Raw genomic sequence first — 14,736 nt, forward strand, 5'->3', positions numbered from 1 at the left:
GGATTCCGCCGCAGCCGGGATTTCATGTGTCTTCATGTCACTAGATTTGTTATCGTCGATGCTACGGCGGTTGTTATGTGTAGAGGTACAGGAAACCGAGCTCAAGCGAACTCTCCCCAAACTTCATTCTGACGTCCTCCCCCTTCGTCTTCTAACCGGCATTTTGATACAAAACCGATATGGCGCCTAATGTTCCGTCAATATCGGCATACATCTGCCGTATCGCCGTCGGTTAAAGCACCTCAGAAACAGAAGAGCCGTGAAGAGTAGCCTTGGCACGCCAACCAATCGGCTTCAAGTGGCCAACCGCAGCGCGTCTGTAGCGTGTCTCGGCGGAAGAAGCTTAAGAACAATCGCCTCAACCTCTGCTCGGCCAATCGGTTTAAAGTCCATGGGCTTCCTTGCATCGTTGTAGCGGGCCTCGTTGGAATCCTGACGAAATTGCATTAAGCAATCGTCCTCCGACGAGGTTCGCCTGTGTCCGCTTGAGGAACTGTCGTACTTCCGCTTCGGGTCGGATAGCGACCCTCCGTAGGGCACACTAAATCTTCCTTTACTCGAAAGGAGATTGTCATGGAATCCGAGAGTGTCACCGTTGACCGTCGTGTGCCATGGAACAAGGGCAAACTCACCGGGAAAAAGCCGCCGCTGAAGCTTCGAGAAATTTGGGCAATCCGAACGAGACTTCAGATGGCGTCGAACATCCGGGAACTCGCGATGATCAATCTCGCAATCGATAGCAAGCTTCGGGCGTGCGATCTCACGCGATTGCAAGGACAGGACATCCGTCACGGAAGCCACGTGGCTGCGAGAGCCACCGTCATGCAACAGAAGACTCGGCGTTCGGTCCAATTCGAGATCACGGAGCAAATCCGTGAGAGCCTTGAAGCATTGATCGAGGCGCGAGGACTAAAGGCGGCGAACTTTCTATTTCCGAGCAGGTTGCATACGTCGCCGCATCTGTCGACGCGGCAGTATGCCCGGATTGTCCATCGCTGGGTCGCATCGATTGGCCTCGACGATACCGCATATGCCACCCACACTATGCACCGTACAAAAGCCTCGCTGATCTACCGCCGGACGAAGAATCTTCGGGCGGTACAGCTGCTCCTAGGGCATACAAAGCTGGAAAGCACAGTTCGCTATCTTGGCATCGAAGTCGACGATGCTCTTTAGATAACAGAGCAAACTGAGGTTTGGCGCGTTCTGGCCGGCGAGTGGTCGATGCTGGCACCGTCGATTGTCGGGATGCCGCCGGCGTGCGCCGGCGCCATGGAGCGCGATCATTCGCCATCTTCGTCAGCACCAACTGCGGAGTTCTCTTCTTCAGCGGCGGCTGACGGGCGTTGCTGAAGACCAACCATGAGCTTGGTCTTGGTATTGTCACCATCCAGCTCTTGCACCACACCGCGCCGACATCGACGTCGCCGCGCAGTTGTTTGTTCTCGGCTTCAAGATGGCGGGTGCGTTGCTGCTCGGCGTTGAGCGGCAAGCCGATACCGGGGCGGCCTGCTGCCTCTTCATCGGCCTGAGCCAGCCATCGCCGCACGGCCGTCTCGCCGTGCTTCAAGTCGCGGCAAACGTCCCCCACGCTCAAGCCTTATTCGCGAATAATCTGCACGACGTGCAGCTTGAACTCGGCGTTGAATGCCCGTCTCTTTTCTTGGTCATGTTCCCTGCCCAGGTGAATTTCACCTATCGAGGTGTTCGTGGAAATTAGACCTGCACGGCATTGCGGTATACGCGGTCTGTCAATTTTCGCCTTGGTCTTGCGCACGGCCATACCGCTGCCGCTTGCGCCGCCACCAGCATGGCCGATCCGAGCCCCTTAACTTATCGGACCACGCCCGTCGGCCAATTTAGTGTTGCGATGCCCGCGAATGCGAATCTCGATACCCGGCAGAGGCCTGCGCGAGCTGGCGAAGCGGAAGCGCCAGTCACGCCAGCCGCAACGGACGCTGGGCGTGCGTCAGCGCTTCCAGGTAGACCCCATGCGTGTCCGCCACGAAGTGCGACAGCGCGAATTCCCGCAAGGCCTTTTCCCGGGCCGCGCGTCCCATGGCCCCCAACAGGTACGGCTGGGCCAGGATCTCGCACAGCACGCCGGCCACGGCTTGCGGCGCGCGCGCCGGCACCACCCAACCGTCCAACCCGGCATGCACATTCTCGGCCAGCCCGCCGGCATTGCTGACGATGACGGGCACGCCCATGGCCATCATCTCGCGGCACGCGAACGAGATGGTCTCCAACTCCGAGGACAACACGAAGCCCACGTCCAACGCCGCCACGAAGGATCGGACGTCGTCCAGCAAGCCGGGAAAGATCACCTGATCCTCCATGCCCAGTTCGCGCACGCGCCTTCGCTGGTTTTCCCCGGGAGGCTTGCCCGCGACCATGACGACGATGCGGTCGCGCAGCGCGGCAGGCAGCTGGGACACGGCCTCGACCATGTCCGGCCAGCGCTTATAGTCCGCGGTGCCGGCGTTGCTGCCGACTATCAGACGGTCCGCGTGCGTTGCGGGCAGCCAGCGGCGCCGGGCTTCCGCCACCGCCTCCTCTGCCTGCGGCCTGAACCTTTCCACGTCCACTCCGTTGCGCACGGTGCGCAAGCCGCAACGCCCGAACGCGCTGCCCAGCAGCTTGCGGCGCGTGTGCTCGCACACGCAGATGACGCGGTCTGTCGCCAGACGGGCGCGCAGCATCGCTCCGAAGCTATTGGCAGGCCGGTCATTGTGCTGCGTGTACACCACTGCGGGGCTGTCTGCCCCGAGCCACAGGCCCGCCAGCATGCAAACTCGATGGTCGGCAGAGCCATTGACGTGCACGATATCGAAGCGTTCCTGCACCAGCAACCGACGCACGCGACGGGCATTGCGAAGCGCGCCCAACATGCCTCCACGGAAATCCAGCGCCTCGGTTCGCACGCCCGGCATCGCCGAGGCCGCTTTGAACAGCCGGCTTTCCGGCGGCGCGGCCACGACGACATCGTGCGCGGTGCACAGCGCCCCCGCCAGCGACAGCACGTAGGTTGTGTGCCCGCCTCCATCGCCGCGATGAAAGTTGGTATACAGGATTCTCATGGCAGTGCGCCTTCTCAGACCCCAAGCGGGTGCTTCCGGATGACTATCTCCCGCTCGAATTGCCGTGCACGTTTCGGCGCGCCGGATGCATAATGCGTCGCAACGCCGATTTCATCGTTGGTCGTTTCAAAGTTCTTCAAGAGGGATACTCGAGCACGCATGGATCGCTCCTTGTGTTTCAGCACCGCCAAGCGGGAACTTGGCTAACACGCTGAACTCTACGTAGTCGGCAATTACAGAAACCGGACCGACTCATTACTTTTTTGCAAGGAAAGCGAGGCGCCCCATGCGTATCCTGTTGATTGAAGATGAAAGAAAGCTCGCGGACTACGTCCGCAAAGGACTGACCGAGCACAACTTCGTGGTCGACATCGCCCGCGACGGCATCGATGGGCGGCACGCAGCCATCGAAGGCGATTACGACGTGGTGGTACTGGACGTGATGCTGCCCGGCGTCGACGGCTTTGGCGTGCTGTCTGACCTGCGCAAGCACAAGGAAACGCCGGTTCTGATGCTGACCGCCCGCGACAAGGTGGAAGACCGAGTGCGCGGCCTGGAGGGCGGCGCGGACGACTACCTCGTCAAGCCATTCGCCTTCTCCGAGCTGCTGGCGCGGATCCAGGCCTTGCTGCGCCGCGGCAGAGGCCAGGAATCGACGCTGCTCAAGCTGGCCGACCTGGAAATGGACCTGGTGCGGCGCAAGGCGCACAGGGCCGGCGTGCGCCTGGACTTGACCGCCAAGGAGTTCACCGTGCTGACGTTGATGCTGCGGCGCCATGGCCAGGTGCTGTCGAGGACGGTGCTCGCCGAGCAGGTCTGGGACATGAACTTCGACAGCGACACTAACGTCATCGAAGTCGCGGTACGGCGCCTGCGGGCGAAGCTGGACGACCCCTACGAAACGAAGCTGTTGCATACTGTGCGCGGCATGGGCTATGTGCTGGAGCTGCGCGACAAATGAAACTGCCCCGCGTCGCGTCCATCGAAATCCGGCTTACGCTGCTGCTCGGCATCATTGCCCTGGTGGTGTCCAGCATTGCCGGATACACCTTGTTCTGGGCCTTGAAGCGCGAGGTGCAGCGCCAGGAAATGACCGAGGTGGCGGGTAAGCTGGAGCTCATCAACCACCTCATCGGCATGCAGGCCACGCTTGCGCAGATGCAGGATTTGCGCGGATCCCTGGACAACATCATGGTGGGCCACGGCAACCTCAAGACCTGGATCACGCTTGCGGACGGCAGCGTGTTCTACGGCGAGGCGCCGCCCGTGGCCGTGCGCACCGTTTCCGGGCGCGAGATCAAGCTGCACTCGCAGGACGGCTGGAACATGCGCGGCTTGCGCGTGCCGCTCGAAGGCACGCTGCTTCCCGGCGCCGAACTCACCGTGGCCGTGAATCTGCGTCCCGGCACGCAGTTCCTGTATGCCTTCGCCACCGCGCTGATCCTGATCTGCGCCGTCTGGGTCGGCGCCACGCTGGTGCTCTCGGCCTGGGCGGTGCGGCGCTCCTTGTCACCCATCCGCCGCCTGTCCCAGCAGGCGTCCCGCATTCAGCCGGACAACCTCGCCGTGCGCCTGCCGGAACAGGGCATCGACCTCGAATTGCGCGAGTTCACCCACACCTTCAACGGCATGCTGGGTCGGGTGCAAACGGCCTATCAGCAGATGGAAGGGTTCAACGCCGACGTGGCCCATGAACTGCGCACGCCCCTTGCCACGCTGATCAGCGGCACCGAGGTCATGCTGTCCTCCCCCCGTTCGGAGCAGGAGCTGCGCGAAGTGCTGGAATCGAACCTGGAAGAGCTGGAGGGCTTGAAGGCGCTGGTCAACGACATGCTATTCCTGGCCCGCGCCGACGGCGGCGAACCGGCGGGAGACCTGCGGGAAGTGGACGTGCGCCGGGAGGTCGCCCGCGTGGCCGAATACTACGAGGCCTCACTGGACGAAGCCGGCGTTTCCCTGGCGGCGCACGGCAGCGCCACCCTGATGGCCAACCCACGGCTGTTACGGCGCGCCATCGCCAACCTGCTCAGCAACGCCATCCGGGCCACGCCCAGGGGACGCGGCATCGACCTCTATTGCGTCGCCCGGCAGGACGAGATCGAAATCAGGGTCAGGAACCCCGGCGCGCCGATAGCCGCCCAGGCGCTGCCGCGCATCTTCGACCGCTTCTACCGCGGCGACGATGCCCGCAGCGGGCGCACCGACGGACATGGCCTGGGTCTGGCCATCGTCCGAGCCATTGCCCAGATGCACCGCGGCAAGGCGTTCGCCCGCTGCGGCGGACAGGGCACCGAGGTCGGCTTCACACTATCCCGGGCGCCGAACATTACAGGAAAGTAATCCTCCCGACAGGTTGCGGTGCGGGGCACGTCACTAAAGTGGCGCCTCCTACCCCCAATTCGAGTCTAGAGGATACGCATGAAAAAACTGGTGAACCTGGCGCAAGGCGCCATCGCTGCGGGCGCCTTTTTGCTTTCCTTCGGAGCCATGGCCGCCCCCGGCCACGGCGGCGGCCATGATGCCGTCGCCAGCATCGGCAAGCCCGGCAACCCTGCCAAGGTCTCGCGCACGGTCGCCGTCGACATGACGGACGCGATGCGCTTCACACCGGACAAGATCGACGTCAAGGCGGGCGAGACCATCCGCTTCAAGGTCAGCAACTCGGGCAAGATCCGCCACGAAATGGTGCTGGGCACCCCCGCGGACCTGGACGGCCACTACCAGATGATGCTCAAGGATCCGGGTATGCGCCATGAAGAGCCGAACTCCGTTTCCCTGGAAGCGGGCAAGGCCGGCGACATCGTCTGGACGTTCGACAAGGCGGGAACGGTCGCCTTCGCCTGCCTCGAGCCCGGACACTATCCCGCCGGCATGAAGGGCGCGGTTTCCGTCAAATAATCCACTGCCGGGACGCCGGTCCGGCTACCGGGGAGATAGAGCATGAGTAGAGCAGTTTCGAATCCGCGCCGCCGGTTCGTGCAAGGCCTGGCCACGGGCGGCGCGCTGGCCGGTATGGGCCTGTGGGGTCCGTCCGCGTGGGCGCAGGCCGGCGCGGGCCGGCAGAGCGTGCTGTCGGGCACCGAGTTCAATCTGGAGATCGGCGAGAGCCCCGCCAATTTCACCGGTGCTCCCCGCATCGCGACCACGGTCAACGGCATGCTGCCGGCGCCCACCTTGCGCTGGCGCGAAGGCGACCGCGTCACCTTGCGCGTCACCAACCGCCTAAGCGAGGACACCTCGATCCACTGGCACGGCATCATCCTGCCCACCGGCATGGACGGCGTCCCCGGCCTGAGCTTTCCCGGCATCGCCCCCGGCGAGACCTTTACCTACCAGTTCGACGTGGGCCAGAGCGGCACGTACTGGTATCACAGCCATTCCGGCTTCCAGGAGCAGACGGGGCTGTACGGCGCCATCGTCATCGACCCCAAGCGCCCGGACCCAGTGCGGGCCGACCGCGACTATGTCGTGCTGCTGTCGGACTGGACCGATGAAGATCCCATGAGCGTATTCCGCAAGCTCAAGGTGATGCCCGACTACTACAACTACATCCAGCCCACCGTCGGCAGCCTGATGGACGACGCGGAGAAGTCCGGCTGGAAGAATGCGCTGAACGAACGCCTGATGTGGCAGAAGATGCGCATGAACCAGACCGATCTGGCCGACGTCTCGGGCGCCACCTACACCTTCCTCACCAACGGCAAATCCCCGGCGGGCAACTGGACCGGCCTGTTCCGACCGGGCGAGCAGATCCGCCTGCGCTTCATCAACGGGTCGGCCATGACCTACTTCGACGTGCGCATCCCCGGCCTGAAGATGACGGTGGTGGCGGCTGACGGCCTGGCCATCCGGCCCGTGGAGGTGGAAGAGTTCCGCATCGCCGTTGCCGAAACCTATGACGTCATCGTCGAGCCGCAGGACGAGCGCGCCTACACGATCTTCTCGCAGGCCATGGACCGTTCAGGCTACGCCCGCGCCACGCTGGCGCCGCGCGAGGGCATGCAGGCCGAGATCCCGGCCCTGGACGCGGTGCAGGTGCTGACCATGATGGACATGGGCATGGCGCACGACATGCCCGGCATGGACATGGGCGGAGCGTCGGCCGGCGGGATGGACCACGGCGCCCAGGGCGCGATGAGCCCTGGAGCCCAGGGCGGCATGAACCATGGGGCCGCGGGAGGCATGAACCACGCCGGCATGGCTGGAATGGCAGGCATGGCGGGCATGAATCATGCCGGCATGAACCATGGCGCAATGTCTGGCGGTGCGGGCGCCAACGAAGGCGGCATGGTCGAGGTCAAGCATCCCTACCCGGCCGAGCACAGCCCGGCCAACTCCATGGTGCCCGATGTCGTCTCGACCCGGCTGGACGACCCCGGCGTGGGCTTGCGCAACAACGGCCGCCGGGTACTTACCTACGCCGACCTCCACTCCATGGTCGAGCCAGCGGACAACCGCCCGCCGACCCGCGAGATCGAGCTGCACCTGACCGGCAACATGGACCGCTACATGTGGTCGTTCAACGGACTGAAGTTCACCGAGGCCAAGCCCATCGTGCTCAATTACGGCGAGCGCGTGCGCTTTGTGCTGGTCAACGACACCATGATGACCCACCCCATCCACCTGCATGGATTGTGGAGCGACCTCGAGTCCGCCGACGGCAATTTCCAGGTGCGCAAGCACACGATCAGCCTGAACCCGGCGCAGCGCCTGAGCTACCGCGTCAGCGCGGACGCGCGCGGAAACTGGGCCTATCACTGCCACTTGCTGTTCCACATGGAGGCCGGCATGTTCCGCGCGGTCGTCGTGGAATAGGGGGAATAATGAGAACAACGACTTCCAGAAAGAACTGGCCCGGCCTCGTCGCGGGCACCGCCCTCCTTTCCGCCGCGTCCGGACTGGCCCTGGCGCAGACGCCGGCCGGAACGATTAATGGCATGGACCATAGCTCGATGCACGGCATGGATCACAGTTCGATGCAAGGCTCGGCTCCGGCGTCAAAGAAGGGCATGAATCACGGCTCCATGCAGGACAAGACTCCGGCTTCGAAGAAGCGCATGGACCACGGCTCGATGCAAGGCATGGATCACAGTTCGATGCCCGGCATGGACCACAGTCCGATGCCCGGCATGGGTGAACCCTCGCGCAACGGCCCGCCGGTGGGATCCCTGCCCTCCAGCGACGGCAGCATTGAACAGCGCTACGCCGCCTACCGCATCCATCCACACATGATGGACAACGTGGTCACCAGCCATCTGCTATTCGACAAGCTCGGTATGGCCTACGACCGCAACGAGCAGACCAGCCTGCAATGGGACGGCCAGTTCTGGATCGGCCGCGATCTAAACAAGCTGTGGATCAAGAGCGAAGGCGACCGTCTCAACGGCAGCACGGACGCCAAGATTGAAGCCTTCTGGAGCCCCACAATCTCGCCGTTCTGGGATTTGCAGCTGGGTGCACGGCGCGATTTCGGCACGGGTCCGAAGCGCAACTGGGCCGCGTTCGGTGTGCAGGGCGTGGCGCCCTACGGCATCGAGACCGAGATCACCGGCTATGTCGGCGGCTCCGGCAGGACCGCGCTGGCGTTGAAGGCTGAGTACGACTTGCTGCTCACGCAGCGCCTGATCCTCACACCCGAGATCGAAGCCAGCCTGTATGGCAAGAACGACGAGGCGCGCGGCGTGGGTTCCGGCCTGTCCGACGCGTCGTTCTCCTTGCGGCTGCGCTACGAAGTGACGCGCGAGTTCGCCCCTTATGTCGGGGTCTCGTTCGGCCGCAAGTTCGGCAAGACCGCGAGCTACGCGAGCGAAGCGGGAGAAAGCCGTTCCGAACGCGCGATCCTGGCGGGCGTGCGCATCTGGTTCTAAACAGCGCCGGCGCCGCGACACGCGGCGCCGATCAGAACTTTTTCTCCTGCTCTGCCCGCTTTCGCGCGATCTGTACTGATCCACGGCCGTTTTCGCCTGAACATTACAGGAATGTAAACCTCCAGCAAGTGACGGTCACACGCGCCTCTCTATAGTGGCCCCTTTTTCCACACGGCGGCGAGGCGACAATGCTTGAAGCGATGGATCTGGGTTGCATGCGCGCGGAACGTCCGCTGTTCAAGGCGCTGGCGCTGCATGTGGCGCCCGGCGAATGCCTGTTCGTCCGCGGACGCAATGGCAGCGGCAAGACCAGCCTGCTGCGCATCCTGGCAGGCTTGACGCGGCCCGCCCGCGGCAAGGTGCTCTGGCAGGGACTCGGCATCTCGCAGCCGGGCAGCGGCTATCGCGGCCAGTTCTTCTATGTGGGCCATGCCGATGGCCTCAATGGCGAACTCAGCGCTGCCGAGAATCTGCGGGCACTGCAAAGCGCAAGCGGAGACGCGCACCGTCCTGCAGCCATTGCCTGCGCGCTGCGCGACACTGGCCTCGAAGGCAAGGAACATCTTCCGGTTCGTGCCTTGTCGGCCGGCCAGAAAAGGCGCGCCGCCCTCGCCCGCCTCCTTGCGACGTTCCGGCCGCTCTGGATCCTAGACGAACCCGTGACCGCCCTGGACGCCACGGCCCATGCCTGGCTTGCGCGCGCCATGGATCGCCATCTGCGCGAAGGCGGCGCGATCGTGGCGACGAGCCACCAGGAGATCGCGCTGGACCATGCGCACAAGCAGATCCGGCTTGAACCCTAGCGCATGCATTCCATGCCGAAATTGCTGGCAGGCGTTGCGCTGCGCGACCTGCGCATCGCGCAACGGCGCGCAAGCGATGCCTTGACCCCGCTGGGCTTCTTCCTGGTTGCCACAAGCCTGTTCCCGCTGGCCGTCGGTCCCGAGCGGGAAACGCTGCGCGCCATCGCGCCGGGCGTGCTCTGGGTGATGGCCTTGCTGTCCTGTCTGCTGTCGCTGGGTCGCCTGTTCGAACAGGACAATCGCGACGGTTCGCTAGAACAACTGATGCTGTCCGCCGCGCCCTTGCAGCTGGTCGTGCTGGGCAAGGTCGCGGCGCACTGGCTGGTATCCGGGCTGCCGCTGACCTTGCTGGCGCCGGCGCTGGGATTGCAATTCGGACTGGACGCCTCTGCCCTTCTGATACTGACTTTGGGCCTGGCCATCGGCACGCCCGCGCTCGGCCTGATCGGCGCCATCGGCGCCGCGCTCACCTTGACCGCGCGCGGCGGCGGGGCCTTGCTGGCCCTGCTGGTCCTGCCCCTCTTCATTCCCATCCTCGTATTCGGCGCCGGCGCGGTGCAGGCGGCCCAAAGCGGCCTCGGCGCGAATGCGCACCTGTCGCTGCTGGGCGCCGTGCTGGCAAGGTCCCTGTTCTTCGCGCCGCTGGCCACGGCCGCCGCGATACGCCTCTCACTGGAATGAGGAACCCATGATCCGCTGGTTTCACTATGCCTCGCCCAAGGCTTTCTATCCGCTGGCCGGAAAGGCGATTCCCTGGTTCGCGACGGCTGCCGCCCTGTTGGCGGCGGCGGGCCTCTATGTCGGCTTTCTTGCCGCGCCCGCGGACGCCCAGCAGGGCCAGGGCTACCGCATCATTTTCCTCCACGTCCCGGTCTCCTGGATGTCGATGTTCGTGTATCTGGCGATGGCGTTTTGGGCGCTGATCCATCTGGTTTTCAACAGCAGGCTCTCGGCCATGATGGTTGCCGCGCTGGCGCCGACCGGCGCGCTGTTCACGTTTCTTTCCCTGTGGACCGGTGCGCTATGGGGCAAGCCCATGTGGGGCGCTTGGTGGGTCTGGGACGCGAGGCTGACATCGGAATTGATCCTGCTTTTCCTGTACGCGGGCTACATCGCGTTGAAAGCCGCCATCGACGATCCGCAGCGCGGCGACCGCGCGGGATCGGTGCTGGTGCTGGCCGGCGTGGTCAATGTCCCCGTCATCTATTTCTCGGTGCAATGGTGGAGCACCTTGCACCAGGGCGCGTCGGTCTCCCTGACCGCGGCGCCCAGCATGGCCGGAATCATGCTGGCCGGCATGCTGCTGATGTCCCTGGCCGCATGGATATACAGCATCGCGACGGCGCTGGCGCGCCTGCGCTGCATCGTGCTCGAGCGCGAGCGGCACGCGGCCTGGATCCACGAACAATGGAGTGGCGAATGATGCATTGGTCTAGTCTCGGCGAGTTCCTCTCCATGGGTGGGTATGCGGTCTATGTCTGGGGATCGCTGCTGATGACGGCGATCTTGCTGAGCGGCGAGCAACTGCTGCTCGCGCGCCGCCGCCGCGCGATGCTGGCGGGTCCGCGCCCCGCCGCGGAATTCGAGGAGGCCTGCAATGACTAAGCGGACACGGCGCTTGGGGCTGGTCCTGGGCGGACTAGCGTCCCTGGGCGCCGCAAGCGCCCTGGTGTTGAACGCCTTTCAGAGCAATCTCGTTTTCTTCTTCACGCCCACCCAGGTCAGCAACAACGAGGTTCCGGCGGGACGCACGTTCCGCGTGGGCGGCATGGTGGAGGGCGGCAGCGTGCAACGCACGCCCGGCGCGTTGACCGTCCGCTTCGTCGTGACCGACACCGCCCACAGGGTGCCCGTGGCCTACGACGGCATCCTGCCGGACCTGTTCAGCGAAGGAAAGGGCGTTGTGGCGCAGGGACGGCTGGACGGCAACGGCTGGTTCCAGGCCGAGGAGGTGCTGGCCAAGCATGACGAGAACTACCTGCCGCCCGAAGCGCAGCACGCGATCGATCAGGCCGCGCCCAAGTCCCCGCCCCAGGAGGCCCGCCCCCGATGATTCCCGAACTCGCTCATTTCGCCCTGATCCTGACGCTGTTCGTCGCGCTGGCGCAAGGCTATGTCGCGCTGCGCGGCGCGGCGCTGGACCGACCCTACTGGATCGCCATGGCGCGGCCCGCCGCGCAGATCCAGTTCCTGCTGGTGTCCTTCAGCCTGGCGGCCCTGGCCTGGTCCTTCGCGGCCAAGGACTATTCGGTAGCCTATGTGGCCCAGAACTCGAATTCGCAATTGCCCTTTTTCTACCGCATCGCGGCGACCTGGGGCGGACATGAAGGCTCGCTGCTGCTGTGGATGTTCATGCAGACGGGCTGGGCCTGCGCGGTCAGCCTGTTTTCGCGGCAATTGCCCGACGCCATGGTCGCCCGGGTGCTGGGCGTGCTGGGGTTGATCAGCGCGGGCTTCCTGCTGTTCGTGCTGCTGACCTCGAATCCGTTCGAGCGCCTGGTCCCGGCCCCGGCCGACGGGTTGGACCTGAACACGCTGCTGCAGGACATCGGCCTGATCTTCCACCCACCGCTGCTGTACATGGGCTACGTGGGGTTCTCGGTTGCGTTCGCGTTCGCCATCGCCGCGCTGCTGTCCGGCAATCTCGACGCGGTCTGGGCCCGCTGGTCGCGCCCGTGGACCACCGCGGCCTGGCTGTTCCTGACCCTGGGGATCGCTATCGGTAGCTGGTGGGCCTATTACGAGCTGGGCTGGGGCGGCTGGTGGTTCTGGGATCCGGTGGAGAATTCCTCCTTCATCCCCTGGCTGGCCGGCACGGCGTTGATCCATTCGCTGGCCGTGACCGAAAAGCGCGGCGGCTTCAAGAGCTGGACCGTGCTGCTGGCGATCGGCACCTTTGCGCTGTCCCTGCTGGGCGCGTTCCTGGTGCGTTCGGGCGTGCTGACCTCGGTGCATGCGTTCGCGACGGACCCGACGCGCGGCGTATTCATTCTGGCGCTGTTCACCGCTGTCGTGGGTAGCTCGCTGTTCCTGTACGCCTTGCGCGCGCCCAGGATCGGCCACGGCGGCCAGTTCGCGTTCGTGTCGCGGGAATCGCTATTGCTGGTCAACAACGTGCTGCTCGCGGTCGCCGCCGCGACCGTGCTGCTGGGTACGCTGTATCCCCTCTTCATCGACGCACTGGGCCTGGGCAAGCTGTCGGTGGGACCGCCCTATTTCAATGCGGTATTCGTGCCCCTGATGGTGCCCGCGCTGCTGCTCATGGCCGTCGGCCCCATCGCCAACTGGAAGTCGGCCGATGCCGTCGGCCTGCTCAAGCGCCTGGCGATTCCCGCGGCGCTGGCAGTGTTGGCCGGCGCGGGCGCGCCTTTGTTGTTCGGCCGCTGGTCCGCAGGCGCGGCGCTGGGGATAGGACTGGCCGTCTGGCTGGCGAGCGCCATCGGCGTGGACGTCGTCAAGCGCCTGCGCGCGACCCGGGACCGCTGGTGGCGCCAGCCCCGCAGCTGGCTGGGCATGCACCTGGCCCACCTCGGCGTGGCCACGTTCGTCGCCGGGGTCGCGCTGGTGGGCAGCTATGAGACCGAGCAGGACCTGTTGATGCGGCCCGGAGAAAGCGCGCCGGTGTCCTCGTACCGCGTCGAGTTCAAGGGCGTGGACCGCCTGCAGGGCCCGAACTACGAATCCGAGATAGGCACCTTCGCGCTCTACCGCGGCGAACGGCACCTGCGCGACCTGCATCCCGAGAAGCGCACCTACGCGTCCTCGGCGCTGCCGATGACGGAAGCAGCCATCGCCGCCAACGGTCTGCGCCACGTCTATGCCGCCCTGGGCGAACCCATGGAGCACGGCGCCTGGAGCGTGCGCCTGTACTACAAGCCCTTCGTGGACTGGATCTGGGGCGGCTGCATCCTCATGGCCCTGGGCGGACTGCTGGCCGTGTGCGATCCGCGCTACCGCCTGAAGCGGCGAGAGAAACAGGCGCATCGCGCGCGACCGGACCTGCGGGCGGAGGCCAGGCCATGAGCCGTTTCATCTGGCCCCTGGCGGGCTTCGTGGTGCTGGTGTTCTTTCTGGGAATAGGCCTGACGCTCAATCCCGCCGAAGTGCCGTCGCCGCTGATCGACAAGCCCGCGCCGGCCTTTGCCCTGCCCGAACTGCATGAGCCGCAAAAGACCTTCACGCCCGAAAGCATGAAAGACCGGGTATGGGTGCTGAACGTCTGGGCGTCCTGGTGCTATGCCTGCCTGACGGAACATGCCTACATCCAGGAGTTGTCGTCGCAGCACGGCGTGCCGGTCATCGGCCTCAATTACAAGGACATCCGGGCCGAGGCCATCGCTTGGCTGGCGCGCAACGGCGATTCCTACGAAAAATCCGTGTCCGATACCGACGGCAAGGTCGGCATCGACTACGGGGTCTATGGCGTGCCGGAAACCTTCGTCATCGACAAGGCCGGGATCATCCGCTACAAGCACATCGGCCCGGTGACGCGGGAGTCCCTGCGCGACACCCTGCTGCCGCTGATCCGGAAGCTGCAATGAGGACCGCCCTGCGCGCATTGGCGCTATCACTGACGCTGAGCTACGCCCACGGCGCCCACGGCTCGCCCGAGGACCGCCGCGTGATCGAGATCGCCGCGGAACTGCGCTGCCTGGTCTGCCAGAACGAATCCATCGCCGCGTCGCGCGCCGACCTGGCGGTCGACCTGCGCCGCCAGATCCGCCAGCAGCTGGATGCCGGCAAGACGGAAGCCGAGATCCTGGCCTACATGGAGGCCCGATACGGCGACTTCATCCTGTACCGGCCGCGCCTGAAAGCGGCCACGCTGCTGCTCTGGTTCGGTCCGGCCGCGCTGTTGGCGGGCGGGCTTGCCGTCCTGGCGCTGACGCTGCGACGGCGCAAAAGCCGCCACGAGCGCCCTGCCCTGACGCCCCAGGAGCGCCAGGCCGCCGACGCCCTGCTGGGCGTCAAAGCTGAATAAGGACC

Annotated in this window: 16 protein-coding genes; 15 read left to right on the plus strand and 1 reads right to left on the minus strand. The window is 65.0% G+C overall.

Annotation, left to right across the window (positions count from 1 at the left end; genetic code table 11):
- The first annotated feature begins 573 nt into the window (after positions 1-573).
- Positions 574-1,176 carry a tyrosine-type recombinase/integrase gene (locus tag LN047_RS20480; RefSeq protein ID WP_033470908.1) on the plus strand — a complete coding sequence of 201 codons (603 nt, stop codon included), beginning with the start codon at positions 574-576 and terminating at the stop codon, positions 1,174-1,176.
- Between the two features lie 259 nt (positions 1,177-1,435).
- Positions 1,436-1,720, plus strand: coding sequence for a hypothetical protein (locus LN047_RS20485; RefSeq protein ID WP_033470906.1), 285 nt, complete (start codon positions 1,436-1,438; stop codon positions 1,718-1,720).
- Between the two features lie 217 nt (positions 1,721-1,937).
- On the opposite strand, the gene LN047_RS20490 is transcribed toward LN047_RS20485, so the two are convergent.
- On the minus strand, positions 1,938-3,080 hold the full coding sequence (locus LN047_RS20490; protein ID WP_033470904.1) for a glycosyltransferase: 1,143 nt from the start codon (positions 3,078-3,080) through the stop codon (positions 1,938-1,940).
- Between the two features lie 286 nt (positions 3,081-3,366).
- Between LN047_RS20490 and LN047_RS20495 the strand changes: the two genes are divergently transcribed.
- The 13 genes from LN047_RS20495 to LN047_RS20555 all read left to right on the plus strand — a co-directional run bounded on the left by LN047_RS20495 (position 3,367) and on the right by LN047_RS20555 (position 14,731).
- Positions 3,367-4,041, plus strand: coding sequence for a heavy metal response regulator transcription factor (locus LN047_RS20495; protein WP_050450379.1), 675 nt, complete (start codon positions 3,367-3,369; stop codon positions 4,039-4,041).
- Entirely contained in the window at positions 4,038-5,420 is a 1,383-nt protein-coding gene (locus tag LN047_RS20500) for a heavy metal sensor histidine kinase (protein ID WP_033470901.1), read from the plus strand. The genes LN047_RS20495 and LN047_RS20500 overlap by 4 nt, the downstream gene beginning before the upstream one ends.
- A gap of 78 nt (positions 5,421-5,498) precedes the next feature.
- A complete protein-coding gene (locus tag LN047_RS20505; protein WP_033470898.1) occupies positions 5,499-5,978 on the plus strand; it encodes a plastocyanin/azurin family copper-binding protein in 480 nt (159 codons plus the stop codon).
- A 42-nt stretch (positions 5,979-6,020) separates the two neighbouring features.
- On the plus strand, positions 6,021-7,895 hold the full coding sequence (locus LN047_RS20510; protein WP_033470895.1) for a copper resistance system multicopper oxidase: 1,875 nt from the start codon (positions 6,021-6,023) through the stop codon (positions 7,893-7,895).
- An 8-nt stretch (positions 7,896-7,903) separates the two neighbouring features.
- Positions 7,904-8,947, plus strand: coding sequence for a copper resistance protein B (locus LN047_RS20515; RefSeq protein ID WP_370641227.1), 1,044 nt, complete (start codon positions 7,904-7,906; stop codon positions 8,945-8,947).
- 188 nt (positions 8,948-9,135) lie between these two features.
- Positions 9,136-9,750 carry a cytochrome c biogenesis heme-transporting ATPase CcmA gene (gene ccmA / locus LN047_RS20520; protein WP_033470889.1) on the plus strand — a complete coding sequence of 205 codons (615 nt, stop codon included), beginning with the start codon at positions 9,136-9,138 and terminating at the stop codon, positions 9,748-9,750.
- Between the two features lie 12 nt (positions 9,751-9,762).
- Complete coding sequence (gene ccmB, locus LN047_RS20525) at positions 9,763-10,431, plus strand: heme exporter protein CcmB (protein WP_033470934.1); 669 nt, start codon at positions 9,763-9,765, stop codon at positions 10,429-10,431.
- Positions 10,432-10,438: 7 nt separating this feature from the next.
- Positions 10,439-11,173, plus strand: a complete 735-nt coding sequence (gene ccmC / locus LN047_RS20530) for a heme ABC transporter permease CcmC (protein ID WP_033470886.1) — start codon at positions 10,439-10,441, stop codon at positions 11,171-11,173.
- Positions 11,170-11,355 carry a heme exporter protein CcmD gene (ccmD, locus tag LN047_RS20535; RefSeq protein WP_033470884.1) on the plus strand — a complete coding sequence of 62 codons (186 nt, stop codon included), beginning with the start codon at positions 11,170-11,172 and terminating at the stop codon, positions 11,353-11,355. Before ccmC ends, ccmD begins: the two co-directional genes overlap by 4 nt.
- Positions 11,348-11,803 carry a cytochrome c maturation protein CcmE gene (ccmE, locus tag LN047_RS20540; protein WP_033470882.1) on the plus strand — a complete coding sequence of 152 codons (456 nt, stop codon included), beginning with the start codon at positions 11,348-11,350 and terminating at the stop codon, positions 11,801-11,803. The genes ccmD and ccmE overlap by 8 nt, the downstream gene beginning before the upstream one ends.
- The gene (locus LN047_RS20545; RefSeq protein WP_230694595.1) at positions 11,800-13,773 is read left to right on the plus strand and encodes a heme lyase CcmF/NrfE family subunit; all 1,974 of its coding nucleotides are present in this window, start codon (positions 11,800-11,802) and stop codon (positions 13,771-13,773) included. Before ccmE ends, LN047_RS20545 begins: the two co-directional genes overlap by 4 nt.
- Positions 13,770-14,291 (plus strand): DsbE family thiol:disulfide interchange protein, encoded by a 522-nt coding sequence (locus LN047_RS20550; protein WP_033470876.1) that lies wholly within the window; start codon positions 13,770-13,772, stop codon positions 14,289-14,291. The genes LN047_RS20545 and LN047_RS20550 overlap by 4 nt, the downstream gene beginning before the upstream one ends.
- A complete protein-coding gene (locus tag LN047_RS20555) occupies positions 14,288-14,731 on the plus strand; it encodes a cytochrome c-type biogenesis protein (RefSeq protein ID WP_033470873.1) in 444 nt (147 codons plus the stop codon). Before LN047_RS20550 ends, LN047_RS20555 begins: the two co-directional genes overlap by 4 nt.
- Positions 14,732-14,736 lie beyond the last annotated feature (5 nt).

It is taken from the genome of Achromobacter sp. JD417, assembly GCF_041879325.1.
Classification (GTDB): Bacteria; Pseudomonadota; Gammaproteobacteria; order Burkholderiales; family Burkholderiaceae_B; genus Achromobacter; species Achromobacter mucicolens.